This is a genomic window from Lapillicoccus jejuensis (assembly GCF_006715055.1).
Classification (GTDB): domain Bacteria; phylum Actinomycetota; class Actinomycetes; order Actinomycetales; family Dermatophilaceae; genus Lapillicoccus; species Lapillicoccus jejuensis.
Genome location: NZ_VFMN01000001.1, coordinates 305133 through 322073 on the forward strand (window position 1 = coordinate 305133; position 16941 = coordinate 322073).

Genomic DNA, 16941 nt, shown 5'->3' on the forward strand with positions numbered 1-16941 from the left:
CCGAGTGGGCTGAGTGGCGGAGGCGGGGCGAGACGCTGGCTGAGGTGGCTGCGGACGCTGGGGTGCCGAGGAAGTGGGTCGTCGAGGCTGCGACGGGGGGCCGAGGGCCGTTCTGGACCGGTCGGCGACGCCAGCGGTGACATCCAACATTCACACAACGTCGACGGCCGTTGAGTCAGATCGCCTGTAGACGACCCGACATAGGTGAGTTAGCCCGCTCCCAAATAGCCCGCCCATCCGGTAGTGGAATGTCACGTGCGATCAACTAAAGAGGGCTGCGTCCACCGTTCCTTGGAATGCCCCCTACGGCATTGCTTTAAAGATGTAGAGAGTGGTGTCCAAGACTGCCTGCCCGGCCAGCTGACGACCGAGGAACATTGGTTCTTGATCATGATCTATCTCGCGACTGCTTGGCACGGCCGAATCCACGGTTGTGTCGGTCATCTGACGGTGCCCGTTCGAAACAGATGTCGTTGAGCTCGTCAGGTGCATAGGAGTCTTAGTCGGACCGGCACCCAGATACCATTCCAAGCGGGTGCGCACCAGGTCGCTCATGCCGAGATCTTCGAATACCTGCTTGGACCAAGCGTTAGGACCTTCGTTGGTCCACACTGTTACAGGAGGCTGCTTGGGCATGGCTGCGGTTGCCACCTTTCGCCCGCTTGGGCTGAGTAGGTCGAGACTAGAAGGAGCCCGTCGTGGCTGCAACTCGAACGAGGTCGCCGTCACTTAATCTCAGGCTTGCCTCAGGCGTAGTGGTAGGCAAATCAATTCTCGCAAGCGTCGCTGACGCTAACTGCCTGGCCTGATGGGCCCCAAAGTCCCAGATCATGTGCCGGGCCCACGGGCCATAGGTGGACAGCAACTCATCGTCCCCTTCTGGCATATCGCTTTGGTCGCGAAAAGTCATGGGGACTACGACGTCAACACGCACCTGTTTGGTCCCATTACTGGCTGTTATAACCCCTAGTAGAGCCCTCTCGGGTCGTTGGGGTTTCGCAACGCCCTTATGACGTATGCCAAGTGTCCGGATCACAAACTCCAACGAGGGCGATCCTCGCTCTTCTGGCGCGGCCGGTCCAACGCGCGCGTTTACAAGCATCAATCCACCCAGCATCACTGCAGGTGCGTCATCAGGCCAAAGCGGAGCGACGGCTGAATCGCTTCTCGACGCCTTAGTCTTCTGTGTCATCATTAAGCAATAACAAAGTCGGGGTCGAAGTCGTCAACAGGTACCCCAGCGTAGTACTCGCTTGGATCCCGATAGTCTTCAATGAAATATACGTTTGAACAGTCGTCCACGGCAGCTCGCTTGCATGAAAGTTCGTGCGCCAGCGCCTCTTCTACCGCAGTTAAAGACGTGCGACTGTTGGCGACGGGGCGCCCATCAATTGTGTGACCCAACACCACGTCGAGACCCATCGCATAGCGGACAAGCGTCGACAGGCGGGGGTCCCGCGCTCCTGACTCCACCTTGGCCACGGCGCTTTGGCTTATCCCAAGGATCTGCGCGAAGGCCTCTTGGGTGTACCCCTGGGCCCTCCTCAACTCGACAAGCCGGCGCAGCAACTCCTGACTCTGCTCGTAGGTCTCAAACGCACGCTTGTCAGAGGCATCGTCGAGATCGAGTCCGACGGACTGAGCGAGGGAGCGAAGGTCCGTAGTCACCCGCTCAGCATGACCTTTGAGTCATGTCGGCACAAGGGGATGCCACAGATCGAGACACGAGTCACTCAGCTCGACCCTGCCGCGTAGTGCGCATCCATGCGGGTCGCAGCCTCGATAGCATGCAGATCCTGCTCGGACTTGCCCTCCTCGCTTGGCCGCTTCCAGTCGACGTGGAGGCCGAGGAGTCGGTCCGGCTCCACGTCCGGCTCCGTGAAGTAGAAGCGTGTGGCCTGCCGTACGCCCTCGGCTGTCACCTGATCATCGAACCGAAGCTCGAGCACGCGGTGGTCGGTGACCCCCAGCGAGCAGACGGGGCCCTTCTTCTTGCTCTTGGCGAAGGTCAGATTGCCCCTCTCCGCCTCAGCCAGGTGGTAGAGGAACTGGGCAAGTAGGAAGCGCCGGGCTACGGGGACCAGGCCCGAGACGACAGCCTTCATCCGGTCCTCACGGCCTCCCTCGGCCTCCAGCGCCTGACAATCTCCCCACTCGCCCCCCGCCCCTGCCGCCCCGCCATCGGCCTTGCAGGACCGAACTCCCGGCGGCTGAGCTGTCCCGACCCGATAGGTCCTAGCCTTCCCCGACATGTCGGCAACGTAGCCGACCAGCACCGATGATTGAAGCGACCGGACCTACACATCCCGGGCCAGGATGGACCACACCCCCCTCCGAAGGTCGGCCTCGACCGATCCGCTCTAGATTCGGACGGCCGCTAGCACGCAACGCCACGAGCACGACCAAACGACGGCCCCGTGCCACTAACTCGGGCACGGCAAGTCCCACGCCCGAACCTGCTCGCTATGACCGAGCAGGTTCGAGACACCGCGAGACCCCGAGGAACTACTGCCTCCCCGGGGTCTCCTTCTGCGCACTCAGGCCCGCGATGCCCCCTCGAGCACGTCCGCGGCCCTCAGAAGCGCCGCAGCCAGCCGGCGGGCCTCGTCCGGGGCGATCTTGTCGTCCGTGTAGACGTCGATCCCGGCGTCAGCGCTGTCGTGCATCCGGGGCTGGATGTTGACGGACGTGCGGTGAGACCCGTCGTCGGCCCGCTCCTCGAGGAAAGTGTGGTGACACCATCCGGGCTGCTCCGGGTGGTCGTCCTCGGTGCAGTGGTCGCGGCACCAGGGCTGGTGCTGGATGGCGGGTGTGGCGATCATCGAGCGGCCTCCTTACGGGACTCGGCGAGGACCGCGACGTCGGACAGCTTTAGCCCGAGCTGGTCCAGCCCGCTCATGAACGTCCGCAAGGTCGGGTGGTCGACGTCAGGGCACAGGGGCTCGACCCGCCGGCTCACACCCAGGAGCGAGAACCCCAGGTCGTTGAGCGCCCAGCCCAGCCGAGAGCGAAGCCGCCCGGTCATCGGTTCGCCTCCATGACGGTCTCCGCGTCGAACCACGTCCGGCTCTTGAGGGTCGTCATCGCGTTCACGTAGCGCGTGAGCTGGTGCAGGAGCACCTTCGCGTCCTCGGCCGTCAGCCACACACGGAACGGCTCGCCCTCGCGCTCCATCAGGCGGAGGGTCAGGTCGAGCAGCGGCTCCATCTTGCCGGACTCGAGCATGACGAGCTGGGACTCGACGCGGAGGGCGTCCCAGTCGAGGTAGAAGCCCCCCGGCATCCCGATGTGCTCACGCTCGGCCGTCTGGCCGTCGTGCTTGCAGGCGGGCGTGGGCATGCACCACGAAGGGTGAAGGTCGGTCGGGGACACGGTGAGTGGCTTTGCGTGAGACATGGTGGCTGTCGCCTTCCCTGTTCTGAACTAGGACAGGGAGAGGTTGGCATTCGTGACCATCATCGCGATCTCCTTGCGCCCGCCCTCCTCCATCACCTGGCGACGCCCGGCCTCGCGGACGTCCTGGGCCTGCGCGCGCAGCACCTCGGCCAGCGGCGTGCCCCGCTCGACGGCGACGACGATGCCGTCGACGAAGCGGGCGAGGCTCGGCAGCCCCGTGCGGTCGGCCAACCCCTGCAGCGCCACCGGCAGGCTGGCGCCGGCCCGGGCGTCGGCCAGGCAGGCGCCGAGCTCGATCGACAGTTCGCCGGTGGACAGCCGGCAGACGCGGTCCAGGGCGCCGGCCGCGCCCTCGCCCGCGGACACGGCGAGCGCGAGCAGCTCGGCCACCGTGGGGAACTCGGTGAGCATGCGCTTCTCGCGCCGGGTCGCTTCCCGGGACAGCAGCTGGTCGCGCAGCAGCGCGCCGCTGAGGGTGAGGCTGACGACGAGGACGAGGACCGGCAGGACCCCGGCGCCGCGGACGACGACGGCCACGACGCCCAGCGCCAGCCCGGCCAGTGCCCCGATGACCCCGCAGACGACCTGCTCGGCCCGGAACCGCTCGACGTCGGGTGGTCGGCCGGCCCGCTGCAGCCGGCGTCGGACGCTGGCCTGGCCGCCCAGCAACCGGTCGGTGCGACCGGCGAGGTCGGTGAGCAGGATGCCGAGGGTGCGGCCGACCCCGAGCCCGGCGACGCCCGACGACGTCCCAGCCAGCAGCCGCGAGGGGCGCGGGGTGTCGCGCAGGTAGGGTTCGAGCCGCTCCTGCAGCCCCGGTCGCCGACCGGCGGGGGCGCCGTACGCGACGAGGACGAGCCCCACGGCGAGCAGGATCCCGAGACCGGCACCCTCCCAGCTCCAGCCGTGCCCCGGCAGCCCGGGGCTCACCGCAGCACCCGCTCGTCCTCGGGAAGCCGTCCGATCCGGATCATCAGGCGGTAGGCCAGGACCGTGACGCCCGCCCCGACGAGGAGCACGACGACGCCGCCGGGTCGGCTGTACGCCTGCAGCGACGTGCGCTGCAGCGAGAGCATCGCGAGGACGATCCAGGGTGCGGCGACGGCGAGGCGCGCGGCGTTGACCGTCCAGCCCTGCCGGGTCTCCAGCTCGGCGCGCGTGCGGGCGTCCTCGCGCAGGAAGCCGGAGAGCGTGCGCAGCAGCCGGCCCAGGTCGGAGCCGCCGACCTCGCGCGCGATCCGCAGCGACTCGACGAGGCGATCCCCCACCGGGTCGGCCAGCCGGTCCTTGAGCGCGTCGAGGCACTCCTGGAACCGCCCGGTCGTGCGGTAGTCCTGGGCGAAGGCGGCGAACGCCGGACGCAGCTCCTCGGGACCGCGGACGGACAGCTGGGCCAGGGCCTCCGGCAGCGCGAGACCGGCGCGCACGCCGGAGGCGATGTTGTCGACGGCGTCCGGCCACAGGTCGCGCAGGTGCGTACGACGCCGCCGGGCCCGCCCCCGCACGAGGGCCAGCGGGAGCCACCCCGCGATCGCGCCGAAGCACAGCGCCACGGGCGCGACCCCGGTCGTCGCGAGCGCGAAGACGGTGACGACGACGAAGGCGATGACGCAGCCGGCGACGACGTTGCCGGCGGACAGCGACGTCAGCCCGGCCTGGAGCGTCTCCTCGCGCAGCCGGGCCATCGGCCCGGGGCGGCGGCTGCGGGGGCCGGCGGGCTCCTGCGGCCAGAAGGACCACCAGACGCAGAACAGACCGGCGCCGAGCAGGAGCCCGATGACCAGGTCACCCACCGCTCACACCGCCTGGGCGAGCAGGTCGGCGACGTCGTACCCGGCGCGCTCGAACCGCTCGACGTGCGGGGGGAACCCGTCGAGACGGCGCAGGACCTCGCCGCCGCGGCGGCCGAAGAGGTCTGCCACCTCGATGACGTCCTCCTCGGCGCGGCCGGGGACGGCGACGATCTCGCGCACGCGCCGGACGCCGTCGCGCTCGAGGGCCTGGTGCACGACGATGTCGACCGCCGACGCGACGGTGGGCACGACGAACCGGGAGCTGACGTTGTCTCCGGCGAGCAGCGGCAGGGTGCACATCTTGAGGACGGCCTCGCGGGCGCTGTTGGCGTGCACCGTGCACAGGCCGGGCAACCCGGAGTTGAGCGCGATGAGCAGGTCGAGCGACTCGGCCTGACGGACCTCGCCCACGATGATCCGCGACGGCCGCATCCGCAGGGCCTCCTTGACCAGCCGGCGCAGCGGCACCTCCCCGGTGCCCTCGAGACTGGGCTGACGGCACTGCATCGACGCGACGTCGCGCAGCGGGATCTTCAGCTCGAAGACCTCCTCGCACGTGACGACCCGCTCCCGCGGCGGGATCGCGGCGGCCAGGCAGTTGAGCATCGTCGTCTTCCCGGCCTGGGTGCCGCCGGCGACGAGGATGTTGAGACCGGAGACGACCGCGGCCTCGAGGAAGGCCGCCGCCTGCCGGGTCAGCGTCCCGAGCCGGACGAGGTCCTCGAGCCGGTCCGCCTTGACGACGAACTTGCGGATGTTGACCTGCCAGTGCTCCTTGGTGATGTCGGGGATGACGACGTGCAGCCGCGACCCGTCCGGGAGCATCGCGTCGACGAACGGGCTCGACAGGTCGACCCGGCGACCGGAGCTGCGCAGCATCCGCTCGACGAGGTCGCGCACCTCGTCGGCGCCGAGGATCGTCGTCGTCAGCTCGGCCACCCCACCGCGGGCGACGAAGACCTTCGACGGCTCGTTGATCCAGATCTCCTCGACCTCGGGGTCGTCGAAGTAGCGCTGAAGCGGGCCGTAGCCCGCGACGGCGTCGAGCACGGACTTCACCGCGTCCCCGAGGTCGCCCAGGGTCGGCATCCCGCCGTGCATCGAGCGCTCGTCGTAGTCGGTGACGGCGTCGCGGACGAGCCGGCCGACCTCGCCCGACTGGCGCGCAGGGTCCAGCCCCGAGCGGCGGATCAGCTCGCGGACCTCGCCCTCGACCAGCCGGACAGCCTCCGACACGTCCCCTGCCCCCTGCTCACAGCCTCGTACCAGGACGGGCACAGGCTAACCGCGGGATCGCCCCCGATCCGGGGATGCCGGACTTGTCCTGTGGAGAAGCATCGACGGCGAGACGACCCCCTGCGTGGCCGGTTCGCGACACAGGCCACAAACGGCCCCGGCGGAAACTCACCCGAACGGACGATGCGACGATATGACGTCCCACGGCACATTCGTCGCACGACGAACTGGCCCCTCGGGGCCATGGCCCGACCTCCCCCTCGCCATCGTCACCGGCGGGGCGGGGCCCGACAGGCCGCATCGCACCGGGGGGTGCAGCGCGGCGGCGGTGACGACACGCCGGCTGAGCCGTTGCCTGGGGAGGTCGACGGCTCGGCCGGCTCGTCGACGTCCCCGAGCGTCGCCCAGCCCCCGTCGCACCGTCGCTGCGCCGACGTCGTCGGCGACCCGACACCTCCAGGTTGCTCCCAGGAATGTGTCACATACCCGCCCGAACGGACGATGTGGGCATCTGACGTCGTACCTCACAGTCGTCGGACGCCGGATCGGGATCCCCAGCCCCCGGCGCTCTCCCCCACCCCCGGCTGCCCCCGGGCGTGCCTCACCCACTCGGAGGATCCGCCATGCCCGCTACCCGTCACCGCCACGACCCGCCCCGCGCCGCGCTGGACCCGGAGATCGTCGCCCAGGCCCGCCGTCGACGCCGGCGGCGCCGGGTCGCCGCCGCACTCGCCACCATGACCCTCGTCTCGAGCATCAGCACCGTCGCCTACTCGTTCTGGACCAACCCCCAGACCACGACCACCGCCGGGAGCATGGGCCTGGGCACGGTGACCGGCGCGGTCGGTGTCGCCCTCACCGGTGCCGGGTCGCTGCTCATCGGCACGAGCCAGCAGGTCACGGGCACCCTGTCCAACTCCGGCACCACGCCGGTGCACATCTCGCAGGTGACCTTCGCCGTCGCCTCGGTCAAGGACTCCGGCGGGGTCGCCCTGCCGTCGTCCTCGTGCGACCCGACCTGGTTCTCCGTCACGTCCGCCACCGTCAACGCCGACGTCCCCGCCGGCGGCAGCCTCCCGCTGACCTCGTCGATGGGCGGCAGCTTCACGCTGACCAACCTGCCGAGCACCAACCAGGACGGCTGCAAGCTCGCCACGGTCATGCTCTCGGCCACCGCGAGCTGAGCCCGTGCCCCGGACAGCCCCGGGGTCGTCCCCGACCGGCCGTCCGGTCGGCGTACGGCGCCCCGCCCGCCTGCTCGCCACCGGCCTCGCCACCGCCGCGCTCACGCTCGTCTCGACGACCGCGTGGGCGTGGTGGAGCGGGCCGGGGGCGGGCACCGTTCCGCGGTCGGTCGGCGGCGCCCCCGTCCTCGTGGTCGGGTCGGCGTCGCTGAGCGGGGTCCTCACCCCCGGGGTCGCCCGCGACCTCACGGTGACCGTGACCAACCCCGGGCCCGCCCCGGTCACGGTCACGGGCCTGGGCGGCTCCGTCACCGGGACGAGCGCGGGCGGCTGCCCCACGTCATCGGTGACCGTCGCCGGTGCCACCCCCGCCGGCCTCGTCGTCGCCGCCGGGGCCTCGACCACGAGGACCCTCACCGGCGTCGTCACCCTGCTCTCGTCGGCGCCCGACGCCTGCCAGGGCGTCGGGGTCACGCTCTCCGTCTCCGTGACGGGTCGGCTGTGACGGGCCGGCTGTGACGAGCCGGTCGTGACGAGCCCACACCGCCGGGGTCGGGCCGTCGTGCCGGGGCTCGCGGTCGCGGCGGCCGCCGTGGCCCTCCTCCTGGCCCTCGTCGTCGCCGCTCGGCCGGCGGCGGCCTACTGGACCTCCTCGGGCACCACCTCGGTGGCCGCGACGGCGGGCACCCTCACCGCGCCCGCCGCCCCGACCGTCGGGGCGGTGACCGCGAGCAGCATCGCGCTGTCCGGCACGCTGCCCGCCAACCCCTCCGGGACGACGTACGTCGTCACCGTGGCCGGCACGACGGTCTGCGCGCCCACGAGCGCGACCTGGAGCTGCACGGCCACCGGGCTGGGCGCCGACACCGTCGTCTCCGCGACCGTCACCGCCTCCGTCGGCGCCAGCTGGACCGCGACCTCGGCCCCCGCGACGACGCGGACCGCCTGCGGCGTTCCCGACCACCTCGCCGTCACGGCCGCCGGCAGCGTGGTGGCCGGGGTCTCCCTCACCGCCACCGTGCAGGCCCTCGACTGCCGCGACGTGCTCGACACGAGCCGGACCGACAGCGTCACCGTCACCGCGACGCTGCTCGGGGTCCCGCTGACCTCGGCCGGCGCGACCCTCGTCGGGGGGCGCGCCACCGTGACCTTCACCCCGACCGCCGTCGGCCTCGTCACGCTGACCGCGACCGCGCCCGGCCTGACCGCCGGGGCGACCTCGACGACCGTCGTCGCTGGCGCCGCCGCCTTCCTCGTCTGGGACACGCCGACCCGCACGGCGGCCGGGGCGACGACCCCGCTGACGATGGCCTGCGGGGCGCTGCTCGGGTCGCTGCGCACCTGCGTGCAGTCCCCCGCACCGGGCGTCGGGACCGCGACGTGGAGCAGCACGGTGGCGCTGGTCGACGCCTACGGCAACCCCGCGACCGCGAGCACGTCGACGACGGTCTCGGTCGCCGTCGGGGTCGCCGCCCCCGCCACCCTGACCATCCCCGCCGGGGCCACGCGGACGTCGGCGGCGTTCTCGACCGGCCTGACGACGGCGGTCGCCGGGGTGGGCGCGACCATCACGGCGAGCAGCGGCCTGCTCTCGTCGGTGAAGGTGACCAACGCCGGCTGACGACCCGGCGTCAGACGGTGAAGACGACCTTGCCGAAGAGCTCGCCCTGCGCCATCCTCGCGAACCCGTCGCGGGCCTGCGCCAGCGGCAGCACCGAGTCGACCGCCGGCTCCAGGCCGTGCAGCGTGACGAACCGCGCCAGCCGCGCCAGCTCGTCGCGCGAGCCCATCGTCGAGCCGACGACGCGCAGCTGCTTGAAGAAGATCTTCGTCAGCTCGGCCTTGCTCGGGGCGTCGCCCGAGGTCGCGCCGGCGATGACGACGGTGCCGCCCGGGTTGAGCGAGTTGACCGAGTGCGACCACGTCGCCGCGCCCACGGTCTCCATCACCGCGTCGACCCGCTCGGGCAGCCGCTCGCCGCTGCCGAACGCTCGGTCCGCGCCGAGCTCGACGGCCTTGGCGCCCTTGGCCTCGTCGCGGCTGGTCACCCACATCCGGTAGCCCGCCGCGGCGCCGAGCTGGACCAGCGCCGTCGACACGCCGCCGCCCGCGCCCTGCACGAGGACCGTCCCACCGGGCTGCACGCCCGAGTTGGTGAAGAGCATCCGGTAGGCCGTCAGCCACGCCGTCGACAGGCACGCCGCGGACTCCCACGACATCCCCTCCGGCTTGGGCACGAGGTTCTGCTCCGGTACGGCGACCTGCTGCGCCAGCGTGCCGTCGTACAGCTCCGACAGCAGCGTCCGCTTCGGGTCGAGCGTCTCGTCGCCGTGCCAGCCGGGCGAGGCGACGACCGCGTGGACGATGACCTCGTGGCCGTCGGGGTCCACCCCGGCGCCGTCGCAGCCGAGGATCATCGGCAGCCGGTCGGCCGGCAGGCCGACGCCCTTGAGCGACCAGACGTCGTGGTGGTTGAGACCGGCGGCCTTGAGCGACACGGTGACCCAGCCCTCGCGGGCCTCGGGCTCCGGGCGCTCCCCCACCTCGAGGGCGGAGAGCGGGTCGTCGGCGTCGGTCCGGGCGGCGTACGCAGCGAGCATGCTCGTCACCCTAGCCGCGGGTGCGGGCCCGTCGCCGGGCCGCCACCCCCGACGCGAGGAGGATCACGAGGACCGCCAGCGCGCCCAGCGACACGAGCGCGCCGACCCGCAGCCCCGGGGCGGCGTACGCGAAGCGCACCTCGTGCCGCCCCGCCGGGACGGCGACCGCCCCGAACGCGCCGTCCGCCGGGCGCAGCGTCGCCGGGCGCCCGTCGACGGTCACCGACCAGCCGGGCGCCTGGAGGTTGTCGGCGACGACGAGCCAGCCCGCACGCGGGTGGTCCACGCTCGCGGCGACGACCCCGGTGTCGTCGGTGGTCACCGTCACCGCCCCCCAGCCGGACGACGCCCCGCCGTCGCCCGTCCCGTCGTCCCCGCCCGGGAGGACGACCGTGTCGTCCGGCACCCCGGCGGCGAGCGCCGCCAGCGCCGCGCGCTCGTCGGCGACCCGGAGGGCCCGGTCGGCCCAGCGCACCCGCGGCAGCGCCGTGGTCCGCTCCCACACCGTGGCGCCGGGCGCCGCCTGCGCGAGCCGCAGCCCGTCCGCGGCCGGGGCGACGGTGCCGCAGCGCACCTGGTCGCCGCCGCCGTCGAGCGCGCCCGCGGCGATCCCGGTGAAGGTCAGCGTGGCGGCGCCCGCCCCGGTGCGGGTCTCGGCGGGGACCGGGACGACGAGGGCCGTCCCGGCCGGCACGTCGTCCGGCAGCGTCCGCCCGCCGGTGGCCCCGTCGAGCGTGACGGTGACCGCCGCGGGCGCCGTACCGGCCCTCGGGTCGCGGCGCAGCGCCGTCGCCGTCGTGACGACGACCGCGCGCACCCCACCGGCGGCGACCCCGCAGGTCACCGGCCGCCCGGCCGCGACCGCGACCCGGCCCGCGGGGCTGGGCGCGCGGGCCGGTCGGACGGTGCCGGGTACCTCGTCCCCGGGCGCCAGCCACCAGCGCACGGCGAGCCGGTCGAGCAGCGGGGAGCGGCCGACGTCGGCGAGCGGCAGGCTGCGCGAGGAGAAGTCGGTGAGGGTCGGCACGAGCTGCACGCGGGGATCGACGGCGAGCAGGTAGGCCCGCCACGGCTCGGAGAGGAACTGGTGCCCGACGGGCGTGCGCAGCCGGTACCACGGCAGCGTCGAGGGGTAGGCGAGGAAGTCGCTCGAGGCCACCCGGTCGGACCCGGCGACCCCCTGGAGGAACGCGTGCGACGCCGTCACCGGGTAGAACGTCCCCTCCGGCGAGGTGCGCAGCGCCCGGGCGGCGTACGCCGTCCCCTGGCCGGCGACGAGGAGGACGACCACCGCCACCGCGGCGAGCCGGACCGGGCGCCGGCCGGTCCGCAGCGCGACGACGACGGCCACCGCGGCGACCAGCCCCACCCCGGCGGCCCACGCGACCTCGGGGGCGAACAGGTCGACGTACCGCTTCGCGACGGCGTCGCGGACCCCGTCGACGAGCGCGGCGACGGTGACGACCGCGGCGAGCGTGGCGACGGCCGCCGTGAAGGCCCACCGCCGCCGGCGGCGCGGCCCCGCCACCCCCGGCGGGGGCCGCAGCAGCCGCTCGAGCCCGAGCGCGGCGAGCGCGACGAGCAGCACCTCGAGGACGGCACGGACCCGGGCGATGGGGTTGGCGGCCAGGCCGGGCAGCTTCTGCACGAGCCACAGCAGCGGCCCGCCGAGCCAGCCCGCGACGACCGTCACGGCGACCGCGACGACGAGGAACCCGACGACACCGCGCCGCGACCGCGGCCGCCGGGGCGCGAGCGCGCCGACGAGGGCGAGGACGAGGGTGGCGGCGCCGACGTAGGTCACGGACTCCACCGGCAGCACGCCGCTGCTGGGGAGCGACCCGACGCACAGCCCCTGGCTGCCCGGCGCGGCCGCCGTGACGAGGGTGCGCAGGGCCTCGTGGGTGCCGGTGTAGGACTCGCGGTAGGCCAGGTCGGTCTCGCGCAGCCGCAGGACGAACGGCAGCATCGTGAACGCGGTGACGGCGGCACCGAGCGCCACCCCCACGCCGCCCCAGGCCAGCCCGCGACCGACCTCGCGCCACGCGCCCGGGCGGCGCGCCCCCACCAGGTGGCGGGCGGCGAGCCGGGCGACGACGTACGCCCCGGCCGCGTAGACGGCGAGCGCCGTCACCGCGGGGAAGCCGCCGAGCAGCAGCCCGGCGACGACGAGCGCGACGGCGACCGCGCTGCCGCGGTCGCGGCGCTGGACCAGCCGCTCGGCCGCCCAGAACAGCGCCGGGACGAGGGCGCCGACGCGGGCCTGGGGCCACTGCGCCCAGCCGACCATCCACCCCGAGGTGGCGACAGCCGAGCCGGCGACGAGCCCGGCCCCCGTCGGCACCCCGAGCCGGCGCAGCCACGCGAGGGTCCCCGCGACGACGGCGGCCAGCTGGGTGAGGACGAGCCAGGCCGGGGCGAGGGTCAGCGGCAGCACCCACAGCGGGAGCGCGAACGGGCTCCACTGGCCGTAGTCGGGCCCGGCGACCGGCGCGCCGCCGACGGGCCACGGGTTCCACTGCGGGTAGCGGCCGCCCGCCACCTGCCGGCGCAGCTCGGCCATCGTCGGCAGGACGCTGTCGACGATGTCGCTGCGGCACAGGTTGGTCGTCGCGACCCGGGTGCCGTCGGCCGCCGACCACGGGGCGAAGCGGGTCAGCAGCGCCGTGTCGGCGAGCACGCCCCGCCCGAGCAGCGCCGGCCCGAGGACGACGAGGACCGGCAGCGCGACCGCGAGGACGCCGAGCAGGGTCGCCGCCGACGGCCGCCGCGACCGTGCCGGCCGGCGGCCCGGCCGCTCAGTCGCGGGTGGGCTCGGCACCGTGCAGGACGCGCGTCACCCGGCGCGAGAGCTGGTACCGCGCCCACAGCCCGACCTTGAGCGCGACCCGCACCGGCAGCCACGCCGGGCCGGGGTAGTGCCGCGACAGGTAGAGGTACGCGCTGTCGTGGTGCGCCTTGGACATCCCGACGAGGTCGCGCGAGGTCGACGCGCCGCCGTGGTGGCGCACCACCGCGGACGGGACGTAGACGACGTCGTACCCGGCTTTCCCGAGCCGCTCGCACAGGTCGGTGTCCTCGAAGTACATGAAGTACGACGTGTCGAACCCGCCGACCGCCTCGAAGGCGTCGCGGCGCAGCACCATGCAGGCGCCCGACAGCCACCCGGCGCGCTCCTCGCGCGGCTCGCCCCGCTCCCGCCGGTAGGACGCGGTCCACGGGTTGCGCGGCCAGACCCACCCGAGCAGCGCGTGGCCGACCCCGCGCCCGAGCGACGGCAGCTCGCGCGCCGACGGGTAGAGCCGGCCCTCGGTCGTGAGGATGCGCGGGCCGAGCACGCCGGCGCGCGGCCACCGCTCGGCCGCGGCGAGCACCTCGTCGAGGGCGCCCTCGTCGAGGGTGAGGTCGCTGTTGGCGACGACGACCCACTCCTCCCCGGCCCGGGCGACACCGACGTTCGCGCCGCCGCCGTAGCCGAGGTTGTCGCCGGTCTCGACCAGCTGCAGCAACGGCCCCTCGTGCTCCCGGACCCACTCGACGGTGCCGTCGGTGCTGCCGTTGTCGACCACCGTGACCGGCACCGGCCCGGCCGAGGAGGACCTGACCGACTCGACGAGCTCGGGCAGGTGGTGTCCTGGGAACCAGGTGACCACGACGACACGGATGCGGGCGTCAGCCACGGGCGGCCTCCTCGAAGACGCGGGCGTGGCCCGCGGCGCTGGCCTCCCAGGTGTAGCCGGCGGCCCGCTCGACCCCGGCGGTGCGCAGCCGCGACCGCTCGTCGCCGTCGTCGAGCAGGGCGCCGAGCGCACGGGCCAGGTCGGCCGCGCGCGGCGTCGCGGCGTAGGCGACCGCGTCGCCGCCGATTTCCGGCAACGACAGCCGCCGGGTCGTCAGCACCGCCGCGCCGCAGGCCATCGCCTCGAGCACGGGCAGGCCGAAGCCCTCCCCCAGCGCCGGGTACGCGACGACCTCGGCGCCACCGAGCAGCGCGGGCAGCAGGTCGTCCTCGACGAAGCCGGGGCGCACGACGCGCAGGTGGGCGGGCACGGCGGCGAGGGCCGGGGCGACGCCGGTGTCCCACCCGCGCCCGCCGGCGAGGACGAGCGCCGGCGGGTCGGTGCGCCCCTCGCACACCCGCACCCACGCGGCGACGAGGGCGGGGACGTTCTTGCGCGGCTCGAGGGTGCCGAGGAAGGCGACGTACGGCGTCCCGTCGGGCAGACCGAGGCGGGCGCGGACCGCCGCGACCTGCTCCGGCGCCGGCGGGCGGAAGCGGGCGTGGTCGACGCCGTGCGGCACGACGGCGAACTTGCGCTCGTCGCCGCCGACGTGGTCGACGACGTCGTGCAGCGTCGCCGCGCTCGGCACGACGAGCCGGTCGGCGAGCCGGACCGACGCCCTCGTCCACGCCGTGAAGAACCGGCGCTTGGCCGGGAGGTGGACGCTGGGGATGGAGAAGAACGTGCCGTCGTGCAGGGTGACGACGGTCGCCGGCCCGCCGGGCGCCGTGAGCGCGAGCGGCAGCGTGTAGTGCGGCGAGTGGACGACGTCGGGGCGCAGGCGCGCCACGAGGGCGGGCAGGCCGACCTGCTCCCAGGCCAGCCGCAGCGGCGTCGGCGCGACCCGCGCGGGGGCGGCGTGCACCCGCTCCGGCGCGAGGAGCCGGGCGAACAGGTCGACGTCGCGCGCGGTCGACGCGACGTGGGTGTCGAGGCCGAGCCCGGGCAGCCGGGCGACCAGCTCGTCGACGTACCGCCCCACGCCGCCGCGGTCGGCGGGCAGGGCGGTGGCGTCGACGAGCACGGTGGTCACGCGGGCAGCTCCTGCGCGCCGCGGTCCCGGGCCTCCCGGGCCAGCAGCGCCAGGGCCAGCACCCCGGTGAGCGCCGGCAGGACGATGACGAGGCCGACGGTCACCCACGGGTCGAACGGCCCCCAGCGCACGAGCTGGCCCGCGCTGTGCGAGAGGGCGTCCCAGCCGAAGGTCTGCGGCGGCGAGTACCACGTGACGAGGATGGTGACCCAGGCCCCGGCCTGCGTGAGCAGCGCCCCGACGAGGACCCACGGGGCGCACCGGCGCAGCGCCCGGGCGGTGAGCACGGCCGCCCAGCCGACGGCGACCGCGCACGCGGTGACGACGACGAGGTGGAAGAGGTAGCGCCCGGAGGTGCCGGTCACGACGAGGTGCCAGCGCTTGTTGGTGGCCCAGCTGCCGGCGGCGCACACGACGAAGGTCAGCGCCAGCGGCGCCACGAGGAGCAGCAGCCGGCGCCGCTCCCCGCCCCCGCGCCGCACGAGCAGCCCGGCGGCGACCCCGACCCAGGCCAGCCCCGTCCAGCCGAACACGACCATGTCGGTGAGGTCGGGGCTGCGGGGCAGGCCGATGCCGCCCCACGACAGCTCGACGAACTGCCGGAAGAAGGTGGGGACGAAGGTCCAGAGGTTCCCCTTGTCGTCCGGCTGGCCGAACTGCGTGAGGGCGAACCTCGGCCCCGCCCCGTCGGTCTGCACGGTGTGGAAGAGCAGGAGGTTGCGCACCCACCACCACGACCCGGCCGCGACGATGACCGCCGCGATGACCAGCGGCACGAGGACCGGGCGCAGCCCGCGCAGCCCCCCCACGCGCTCGCCGCGACGCACCTGCGCGCGCCAGCCCAGGACGTAGGCGAGCGCCACGACCGGGGGCATGACGAGGGCGAAGCCCTTGGTCATGAGGGCCACCGCGAGCGCGACCCCGACCCCGACCGCCGTCCGACGACGCAGGTCGCCCGTCACCACCCGGGCGAGCAGCCAGCACAGCACCGACCCGCTGAGCAGCAGCAGGCTGTCGTTGTTCACCGACGACTCGTCGCGCGGCATGTTGGGGAAGGTCAGCGGCACGATGGCGGCGAGCAGCCCGACCCGGTGCGCGACGCGCAGCCGCTCGGGCGTCGGCCCCCCGACCGCGCGCCCGCCCCACGCCCACAGGCGCCGCGCGGCGGCGTAGGCCAGCGCGGGCACGGGGATGCTCAGCACGACGCTCAGCAGCCGCAGCAGCCACAGCTGCTGGTCCCAGGCCAGCGACTGCACCCCCGGGACGCGCAGGATCACGGCGCCCATCCAGAAGTAGAGGGGCGGGTGCTGGACCATCTGGTTGGGCGGGAAGTCGGAGCTGACGTGGCTGCCGCCGAGGTCCTCCCAGGTCGGTCGGTCGCCGCGGGCCGGCGTCGAGGACACGGCGAGGGTCTTGCGCTCCGGCGGCGGGTAGCCGGGGAAGAACGCGGCCAGCTGCCGGGCGGCGTCGCTCGTGCCGAGGGTGGCCGGGTCGTGGAAGTCGAAGGGGGCGCGGGCGTAGGCCTGGGCCATGTCGAACTGCGCCGTCTCGTCGTACCCCATCGTCATGGGCCACACGAGGCTGGCGCCGAGCAGCAGCGCCGCCCAGGCGAGGGTGAGGGCGCGTACCGACGCCGGCAGCGACGCCAGCCCCGCGCGCAGCCCGGAGCGGCGCGGCGTCCGGCCGGGGGCCGTGGCGACCGGTTCGACCGTGTCGACGGGTTCGACCGGGTCGACCGGGTCGGCCGGGTCGGCCGGGTCGGCCGGGTCGGCCGGGTCGGCCGGGTGGGGGGTCACGCGGGTGGGTCCTCTCGCAGCAGATCGCGGCAGCTCGCAGCAGGTGGGCCGACGCTACCAACTGCGCCCCGCCCGGCCGGGCGCCGTCGGCCGCGGGCGCGCCTGTGCCATGATCGCGACC

The 16941-nt window shown here is 73.8% G+C and carries 16 protein-coding genes; 3 read left to right on the plus strand and 13 right to left on the minus strand.

Going from position 1 to position 16941, the window contains the following annotated elements:
* Positions 1–303: 303 nt before the first annotated feature.
* The 8 genes from FB458_RS01440 to FB458_RS01475 all read right to left on the minus strand — a co-directional run bounded on the left by FB458_RS01440 (position 304) and on the right by FB458_RS01475 (position 6425).
* Positions 304–555, minus strand: coding sequence for a hypothetical protein (locus FB458_RS01440; protein ID WP_141846131.1), 252 nt, complete (start codon positions 553–555; stop codon positions 304–306).
* 639 nt (positions 556–1194) lie between these two features.
* A complete protein-coding gene (locus tag FB458_RS01445) occupies positions 1195–1668 on the minus strand; it encodes a helix-turn-helix domain-containing protein (RefSeq protein WP_141846133.1) in 474 nt (157 codons plus the stop codon).
* Positions 1669–1733: 65 nt separating this feature from the next.
* Positions 1734–2105, minus strand: coding sequence for a hypothetical protein (locus FB458_RS01450; RefSeq protein WP_141846135.1), 372 nt, complete (start codon positions 2103–2105; stop codon positions 1734–1736).
* A 432-nt stretch (positions 2106–2537) separates the two neighbouring features.
* Positions 2538–2822, minus strand: a complete 285-nt coding sequence (locus FB458_RS01455) for a hypothetical protein (RefSeq protein ID WP_141846137.1) — start codon at positions 2820–2822, stop codon at positions 2538–2540.
* A gap of 199 nt (positions 2823–3021) precedes the next feature.
* The gene (locus FB458_RS01460; RefSeq protein WP_141846139.1) at positions 3022–3339 is read right to left on the minus strand and encodes a hypothetical protein; all 318 of its coding nucleotides are present in this window, start codon (positions 3337–3339) and stop codon (positions 3022–3024) included.
* An 84-nt stretch (positions 3340–3423) separates the two neighbouring features.
* Positions 3424–4326 carry a type II secretion system F family protein gene (locus tag FB458_RS01465; RefSeq protein WP_141846141.1) on the minus strand — a complete coding sequence of 301 codons (903 nt, stop codon included), beginning with the start codon at positions 4324–4326 and terminating at the stop codon, positions 3424–3426.
* Positions 4323–5189 (minus strand): type II secretion system F family protein, encoded by an 867-nt coding sequence (locus FB458_RS01470; RefSeq protein ID WP_141846143.1) that lies wholly within the window; start codon positions 5187–5189, stop codon positions 4323–4325. The genes FB458_RS01465 and FB458_RS01470 overlap by 4 nt, the downstream gene beginning before the upstream one ends.
* Positions 5190–5192: 3 nt before the next feature.
* A complete protein-coding gene (locus FB458_RS01475; RefSeq protein WP_141846145.1) occupies positions 5193–6425 on the minus strand; it encodes a TadA family conjugal transfer-associated ATPase in 1233 nt (410 codons plus the stop codon).
* Between the two features lie 623 nt (positions 6426–7048).
* Between FB458_RS01475 and FB458_RS01480 the strand changes: the two genes are divergently transcribed.
* From FB458_RS01480 to FB458_RS01490, 3 genes are read left to right on the plus strand one after another with little or no spacing between them, the layout of a single operon-like run.
* The gene (locus tag FB458_RS01480; protein WP_141846147.1) at positions 7049–7609 is read left to right on the plus strand and encodes a hypothetical protein; all 561 of its coding nucleotides are present in this window, start codon (positions 7049–7051) and stop codon (positions 7607–7609) included.
* Positions 7610–7613: 4 nt separating this feature from the next.
* Positions 7614–8114 (plus strand): hypothetical protein, encoded by a 501-nt coding sequence (locus tag FB458_RS01485; protein WP_141846149.1) that lies wholly within the window; start codon positions 7614–7616, stop codon positions 8112–8114.
* A gap of 24 nt (positions 8115–8138) precedes the next feature.
* On the plus strand, positions 8139–9230 hold the full coding sequence (locus FB458_RS01490; RefSeq protein ID WP_141846151.1) for a hypothetical protein: 1092 nt from the start codon (positions 8139–8141) through the stop codon (positions 9228–9230).
* A 10-nt stretch (positions 9231–9240) separates the two neighbouring features.
* Here FB458_RS01490 and FB458_RS01495 read toward each other — a convergent pair whose 3' ends face one another.
* Genes FB458_RS01495 through FB458_RS22015 form a run of 5 tightly spaced genes read right to left on the minus strand, consistent with a single transcriptional unit; the run spans position 9241 to position 16820 of the window.
* Positions 9241–10209: a zinc-binding dehydrogenase gene (locus FB458_RS01495; protein ID WP_141846153.1), complete on the minus strand. Its 969-nt coding sequence runs from the start codon at positions 10207–10209 to the stop codon at positions 9241–9243.
* Positions 10210–10219: 10 nt separating this feature from the next.
* Positions 10220–13030: a YfhO family protein gene (locus FB458_RS21530; RefSeq protein ID WP_211355895.1), complete on the minus strand. Its 2811-nt coding sequence runs from the start codon at positions 13028–13030 to the stop codon at positions 10220–10222.
* Positions 13008–13889: a glycosyltransferase family 2 protein gene (locus FB458_RS01505; protein WP_141846155.1), complete on the minus strand. Its 882-nt coding sequence runs from the start codon at positions 13887–13889 to the stop codon at positions 13008–13010. The genes FB458_RS21530 and FB458_RS01505 overlap by 23 nt, the downstream gene beginning before the upstream one ends.
* The gene (locus FB458_RS01510; RefSeq protein ID WP_246061008.1) at positions 13882–15024 is read right to left on the minus strand and encodes a glycosyltransferase family 4 protein; all 1143 of its coding nucleotides are present in this window, start codon (positions 15022–15024) and stop codon (positions 13882–13884) included. Before FB458_RS01510 ends, FB458_RS01505 begins: the two co-directional genes overlap by 8 nt.
* Positions 15021–16820 carry a glycosyltransferase family 39 protein gene (locus FB458_RS22015; protein ID WP_141846157.1) on the minus strand — a complete coding sequence of 600 codons (1800 nt, stop codon included), beginning with the start codon at positions 16818–16820 and terminating at the stop codon, positions 15021–15023. Before FB458_RS22015 ends, FB458_RS01510 begins: the two co-directional genes overlap by 4 nt.
* Between the last annotated feature and the right edge of the window lie 121 nt (positions 16821–16941).

What these genes read in the sequence shown, in the direction of transcription:
- FB458_RS01480 (WP_141846147.1), top strand. Translation starts at nt 7,049, where the DNA reads ATGCCCGCTACCCGTCACCGCCACGACCCGCCCCGCGCCGCGCTGGAC.
- FB458_RS01450 (WP_141846135.1), bottom strand. Translation starts at nt 2,105, where the DNA reads ATGAAGGCTGTCGTCTCGGGCCTGGTCCCCGTAGCCCGGCGCTTCCTA.
- FB458_RS01460 (WP_141846139.1), bottom strand. Translation starts at nt 3,339, where the DNA reads ATGCCCACGCCCGCCTGCAAGCACGACGGCCAGACGGCCGAGCGTGAG.
- FB458_RS01455 (WP_141846137.1), bottom strand. Translation starts at nt 2,822, where the DNA reads ATGATCGCCACACCCGCCATCCAGCACCAGCCCTGGTGCCGCGACCAC.
- FB458_RS01440 (WP_141846131.1), bottom strand. Translation starts at nt 555, where the DNA reads ATGAGCGACCTGGTGCGCACCCGCTTGGAATGGTATCTGGGTGCCGGT.
- FB458_RS01495 (WP_141846153.1), bottom strand. Translation starts at nt 10,209, where the DNA reads ATGCTCGCTGCGTACGCCGCCCGGACCGACGCCGACGACCCGCTCTCC.